General features: G+C 66.5%; 4 protein-coding genes. All 4 read left to right on the top strand.

All coding sequences use genetic code 11. The features are described 5' to 3' along the window. Positions 1–10: 10 nt before the first annotated feature. The 4 genes from ENSA7_RS19205 to ENSA7_RS19190 are packed head-to-tail and all read left to right on the top strand — an operon-like array spanning position 11 to position 5,538. Complete coding sequence (locus ENSA7_RS19205; protein WP_106090761.1) at positions 11–2,536, top strand: cytochrome P450; 2,526 nt, start codon at positions 11–13, stop codon at positions 2,534–2,536. A gap of 23 nt (positions 2,537–2,559) precedes the next feature. Next, positions 2,560–3,498 (top strand): hypothetical protein, encoded by a 939-nt coding sequence (locus tag ENSA7_RS19200; RefSeq protein ID WP_106090760.1) that lies wholly within the window; start codon positions 2,560–2,562, stop codon positions 3,496–3,498. Between the two features lie 42 nt (positions 3,499–3,540). Then, positions 3,541–4,521, top strand: coding sequence for a class I SAM-dependent methyltransferase (locus ENSA7_RS19195; RefSeq protein ID WP_219908016.1), 981 nt, complete (start codon positions 3,541–3,543; stop codon positions 4,519–4,521). Positions 4,522–4,539: 18 nt separating this feature from the next. Further along, positions 4,540–5,538, top strand: coding sequence for a Rieske 2Fe-2S domain-containing protein (locus tag ENSA7_RS19190; protein WP_106090759.1), 999 nt, complete (start codon positions 4,540–4,542; stop codon positions 5,536–5,538). Positions 5,539–5,542 lie beyond the last annotated feature (4 nt).

The following is a 5,542-nucleotide window of genomic DNA, read 5'->3' as shown; positions in this document are numbered from 1 at the left end:
GCTCATCATCATGACCACGCTCACCTTCCCCCTGCGGCTTGGCACCCGGACCCTCGCGGCGGCCGCGGTGCCGTTCTTGACCGGCTCCCGAGATCAGCTCAGCCACTACGAAAAAGAGGGGCTCGTGACCCCGTTCGAGTCGCTCGGCGAATTCCTCGTCGGCTTGATCGAAGACCAGGGCATCGGCGATCGGGTCGAGGAGATCCAGCGCTTCCTGGAGCTGTGCATTGGCTCGACCTCGCACCTCTACGGCGGTCGGGCGTGGTTGCAGCTGTCGCTGACCACCCACGAGCCCGGCCTGGGCTTGGCGATCTTCAACGACAAGCGCACGATCAGCCAGCGCTTCTTCTCGTTCCTCGACGCCGGCAACATCGCGGGCCCGGCCGTCGACCTCGCCCGCGAGCTGTGCCGGCCGTTCGCCGACAGCGCCTACGGGCAGCTGCGCGCCGAGTTTCGTAGCGGCCAGCCCACGCGGCTGTCCGTGTACCCGGGCTGGGTGCTCGAGCCGTTCCGCGGCCACGACGGGTTCGCCAAGCTGTTCGACAAGCTGCCCCCGGCGCTGCGCGACCAGCCGATCATCGAGCACGCCCGCGCGCTCGCAGCAATTCAGAGCCCCGAGCTCTACCCTTACGGCGTCGGCGTGAGCCTCACGCCCGACGCCGAGGCGCCCGAGCTCAAGATCTACACGACCCGCTTCGATCGACGCAGCTCGCCGCTGCGCGGTGAGGGCTGCCTGCAGAGCCTGCTGCGCCAGCTCGGCATGGCCCACGACCAGCTGCTCGAGGTCCACGATCTCCACGATCGCCTGTGGCAAGCCAGCGCGACCAAGGCCATCCAGGTCGCAACCTCGATCAGCGCCGAGCACCCCGAGCCCGACCGGGTCTCGCTGCTCTACTGCGGCGTCGACTCGTCCGCCGCGCTCGAGGCCTTCGCCGACGCAGGCATCAGCGCCGACGCCGAGCGATGCTACGAGCAGGTCGACCGCCACCTCGGCAGCCAGCGCCCGATGTACGTCGGCGTTGGCATCGGTCAGGGCGGGCTGAACCAGCGGATCAAGCTGTACGAGGCCGCGTTCTTCCGCGACACCGACGTCAGCGCGCTCGAGCGGCTGCGCCCGCGCACGCGCAGCAAGGCCGCCGCCCCCCAGCCACCGCTGCTGCTGCCCGCGCGCCAGCAGGTCCCCGGTCCCGGCCTCATGGCCGCGCCGGGCTTCATCTACAACATGGCCCGCGACGTGTTTCCCACCATGCTCGATCTGCGCGCCCGCTACGGCGACGTAATTGATCTCAGCGGCGTGGGTGCCCGCAATGTGTTCTTCGTGTTCGGGCCCGAGGGCGTCCAGCGCATGTTCCGGGACAACAGCGCCAACTTCGTGCGCGGGGCCAACTTTCGCAACGTCGCCAACGTGGTCGGCAACGGCATCGTCGTCAGCGAGGGCGAGTTTTGGGTGCGTCAGCGCAAGCAGGTCTCGGCCGCGCTCACGCGCTCCGTCGTCCACACCCAGGTCGATCGCATGGTCGAGGTCATCGCCCAGATGATCGAGGTCCTCGACGGCTTCGCCGTGCGCGGTGAGTGGTTTGACGTCGCCCACCAGATGCGTGAGGTCACCCGTCGCATCACCCTCAAGGTCATGTTGGGGATCGACGAGGACGAGGAGACGACGAACATCTCCAAGACCTGGGAGCAGGTCTACGACGCGCTCACCTACTTCACCACGCGGCCATGGCAGCCGCCGCTGTCGCTGCCGATCCCACGCTACCGGGCGTTTCGCCAGGCCATGGACGCGTTCGACGAGCGCATCTTCCAGAAGATCGCCGAGCACCGGATCAACCCCAAGGCCAAGGGCGACCTCGTGCGGTTCTTGCTCAACGCCCACGACCCCGCCAGCGGCCGGCCCATGACCGAGCGGCAGCTGCGGGACGAGCTCGTCACGGTCACCAGCGCGGGGTTCGACACCGCGGCCGTGACCTTGGCGTGGACCTGCATGCTGCTCGCCCAGAATCCGTGGGCGGGCCACCGGATCGCGCAAGAGGCCAACGAGGTGCTCGGCGACCGGCTCCCGACCCGCGAAGACATCAGCAAGCTGACCTTCACGCGCCTCGTGATCCACGAGTCCATGCGCATGTACCCGGCCGCGTGGGTCCTGACCCGCACCTGCGTGGAAGAGGACGAGCTGTGTGGCTACCGGATCCCGGCCGGAGCGATGACCATCACCAGCGCGTGGGTCGTCCACCGGCACCCCGGTCACTGGGAACGACCCGATCAATTTTGGCCTGAGCGCTTCACCAAAGAAAACTCGAAGGGCCGCCCGCGCGCGTCGTTCTTCCCGTTTGGTGACGGGCCTCGCAAGTGTCCGGGCGAGCCGTTCGCCCTGGCTGAGATCACCGCCGCGATCGCACTCATGTGTCAGCGGTTTGTGCTACGGTTGAAGCCCGATCATCCGATCGAGCTCGAGCCAAGCTTTACTCTGCGACCTCGCCACGGCCTCATCATGCAGCTCGAGCGTCGCGCCAACCCCGGTCCCAACCGACGATAGCCAGAGCGCCCAGGAGTCGAATCATGTCGAGCACCAGCAAACGATCATCCACCACCAAGAAGCGCTCAGCAGCAACCCAGACCAAGGCCAAGGCCAAGACCAAGGCCAAGACCAAGGCCCCATCCAACGGCTCGGACGCGCAGGCCAGCCAGGCCGCCAGCTCGAACGGGACGAACGGCTCAACCAGCTCGACCAGCTCGAACGGCTCAAACGGGACCAACGGCTCGAACGGCTCGCGGCTGCACGGACAAGACGGCGTCGATCCAATCTACGTGGTCGTGCTCGAGCTCGTTCACACCTACGGACCCAGGGTCTCGCTGTCCGCTGTCGCCAACTCCGCCAATGTCCCATTGACGCAATTGGAGTCTCGGTTCTCACGCAGCGAAGACATCGTCGTCTCGTTCATCTGCGACGTGTTCGATCGTGCCCACTGTGACGTACAGCAGGTCGATGGCATCGAGTCCTTCACCGTCGCCGAGAAAATTCACGCGCTGCTCGAGGCCATCCTCGAGCGGCTCGAGCCCCACCGCGACCTGCTCCCGCGGGTCTCGCTGCAGATCGGCGCCAGCTCGCTGCTCCGGTCGGCCAACACCAAGCAGCTGCGCCAGCGCTACGTCGCGATCGTGTCCGAGTTCTTCCGCCACGCGATCGAGGCCAACGAGCTCCCGCAGATCGACCTCGACGGCCCGATCATCGGCTCCTTCGCCGACCACGCCAGCACGGTCGTCGCGTTCTGGCTGCGCGACAACTCGCCCAATCACCAGGCCACGACCGAGTACATCGATCAGTCGCTCAGCGTCGTGATTCCAGCCGCGGTCAGCACCGCTCGGCTGGCTCAGCTCGGCACCTTCTTTCGCCGACAGCTGCAAGGCTTCGTCCGCTCGGGCCCCCGAGACACCGGCTCGGGGTTTCGTCCGCTCGGGTTTCATCCAACCGCGATCCGTCACCGTTTTTCCCGCTGAGCGACCATGCGAGAGCTAGAATTTGCCATCTATAAGCGGGCCATGAACGCGCCCAAGCCGCTGCGCAAGCTCGGCTCGCGCCTGGCCTACAACGCCATCTCGCTCGGGATCAAGCGCGCGCTGCCAGAGCTGCGCGACGGCTACGAGCCATTCAAGGACGCCGACGTCCTCAACTCCTCGTACATGAACTACGGCTACCTCGACGCCCAGTTCGAGGCCGAGCCGCTCGAGCTGCCGGAGATCATCGATCCGTCGCGCACCTGCATTCAGCTGTACCACCACGTCGCAACCCAGACCGACCTGGTCGGCAAAGACGTGCTCGAGGTCGGCTGCGGCCGCGGCGGTGGGGCCAGCTGGGTGGCCGGCCTCGGCCCGCGGCGCATGGTCGGGGTCGATCTCTCGCCGGTCGCCATCGACTTCTGTCGGCGGGTTCACGCGCGCGAGAACCTCGGCTTCATGGTCGGCGACGCCTGCGATCTCCCGCTCGACGACAACGAGTTCGACGTCGTCGTCAACGTCGAGTCGTCGCACTGCTATCCGTCCATGCCCGGGTTCTTGTCCGAGGTCCGGCGGGTCTTGCGACCGGGCGGCATGTTCGCCTGGGCCGACGTGCGCTTCGACGATCAGCGCGTCGAGCTCGAGCAGGCCTTCGCGACCTCGGGCTTCGAGTTCGTCAGCCACCACGAGATCACCGACAACGTCGTCGCGGCCCTCGACGAGGTCGCGCCCATGCGCCAGCCCTACATCAAGGACATGGTCCCGGCGCCGCTGCGGCCGATGGTGCGCAGCGCCCTCGCGCTGCCGGGCACGCCCGTGTACGACGCCCTCGCGTCCGGGCGACTGCGCTACTTCTGCAAGCTAGTGCGACGACCCCCAGACGATCAGGTCTGGATCGACTACCCGTTCGACTTCAGCGCCGAGGACCAATTCGACCCCAACCGGGGTAAAGAAATGCGGCGTCAGCGACGAACGTGGCAATGGGTCGATCGCTACTTCCGCTGGCGCTTCGAACAACCCCGCTAGACAGCATCTGGAGCATCCATGATCCCCAACGAATGGTACGCAGTATTCGAGGCCAACAAGCTCGGCCGCAAGCCGGTCGGCATCAAGCGCCTCGGTGAAGAGCTCGTGCTGTGGCGCGACGCGGCCGGCAACGCGGTCGGAATGGTCAATCGCTGTCCGCACCGCGGCGCCAAGCTCCACCTTGGCACCGTCTCACAAGGGTGCATTCAGTGCCCCTATCACGGGTTCTTGTTCGACTCGCGCGGCGCGTGCCGCTACGTCCCCGCCAATGGTGGGGAGCGGGCGATCCCCAAGGGCCTGCACGCCAAGGCCTGGCCGGTCCGCGAGAAGCACGGTCTGATCTGGCTGTTTTGGGGCGACGCGCGCGAGCACTACCCCGAGATCCCGTGGTTCCCGCAGGCCCCAGAAGACGACGCCAACTCGTCCCAGCAGTCGGCGCTCTACGACTTTCACTACGCCCGGGCGATCGAGAACGCCATGGACGCGCACCACTTCCCCTGCATCCACGGGGCGATCGCCCCCAACTGCGGGTTTGCTGTCGATCCAATGGAGGCCGAGTGGGACGGCGAAGAGATCCGCGTGACCGCGGGGCTCAAGCGCCACATGGACGAGCCCGACGAAGACGCCGTGATGTTTCGGATGAAATTCAAGTTTCCGAACATCTTCTATGTCGATCTCACCGACTCCGTGTGGCTGATCCAGGTCGCCACGCCTGTCGACGAACACACGACCTGGGGCTTCGTTCGCTACTATCAGCGCTTCGTCACGTTGCCCAAGATCGGCCCGCTGATCTCGGGTGCGCTGATGCGCTTCGACGCGGTCCTGGCCCAGAACGTCCAAGACGTGCCGGTGTTCAGCACCCAGACACCCCACAAGCCCGGCCTCGACGCCGGCTACAAGCTGATCAAGGCCGACCGCGGCATCTACTACTATCTCTCGGAGCGCGAGCGTCGGATCAAGGCCGCCAAGGAACAACAGCAAGCCAAGGCCGCGCTCGAGGCCGAGGCCGCGACCTGACCGC

The organism is Enhygromyxa salina (assembly GCF_002994635.1).
GTDB classification, from domain to species: domain Bacteria; phylum Myxococcota_A; class Polyangia; order Nannocystales; family Nannocystaceae; genus Plesiocystis; species Plesiocystis salina_B.
This window is presented reverse-complemented; position numbering and strand designations above follow the sequence as displayed.

Bases quoted from the DNA above. Each gene is read 5' to 3' on its own strand.
- ENSA7_RS19190 (WP_106090759.1), top strand. From the start codon at position 4,540: ATGATCCCCAACGAATGGTACGCAGTATTCGAGGCCAACAAGCTCGGC.
- ENSA7_RS19195 (WP_219908016.1), top strand. From the start codon at position 3,541: ATGAACGCGCCCAAGCCGCTGCGCAAGCTCGGCTCGCGCCTGGCCTAC.
- ENSA7_RS19205 (WP_106090761.1), top strand. From the start codon at position 11: ATGACCACGCTCACCTTCCCCCTGCGGCTTGGCACCCGGACCCTCGCG.
- ENSA7_RS19200 (WP_106090760.1), top strand. From the start codon at position 2,560: ATGTCGAGCACCAGCAAACGATCATCCACCACCAAGAAGCGCTCAGCA.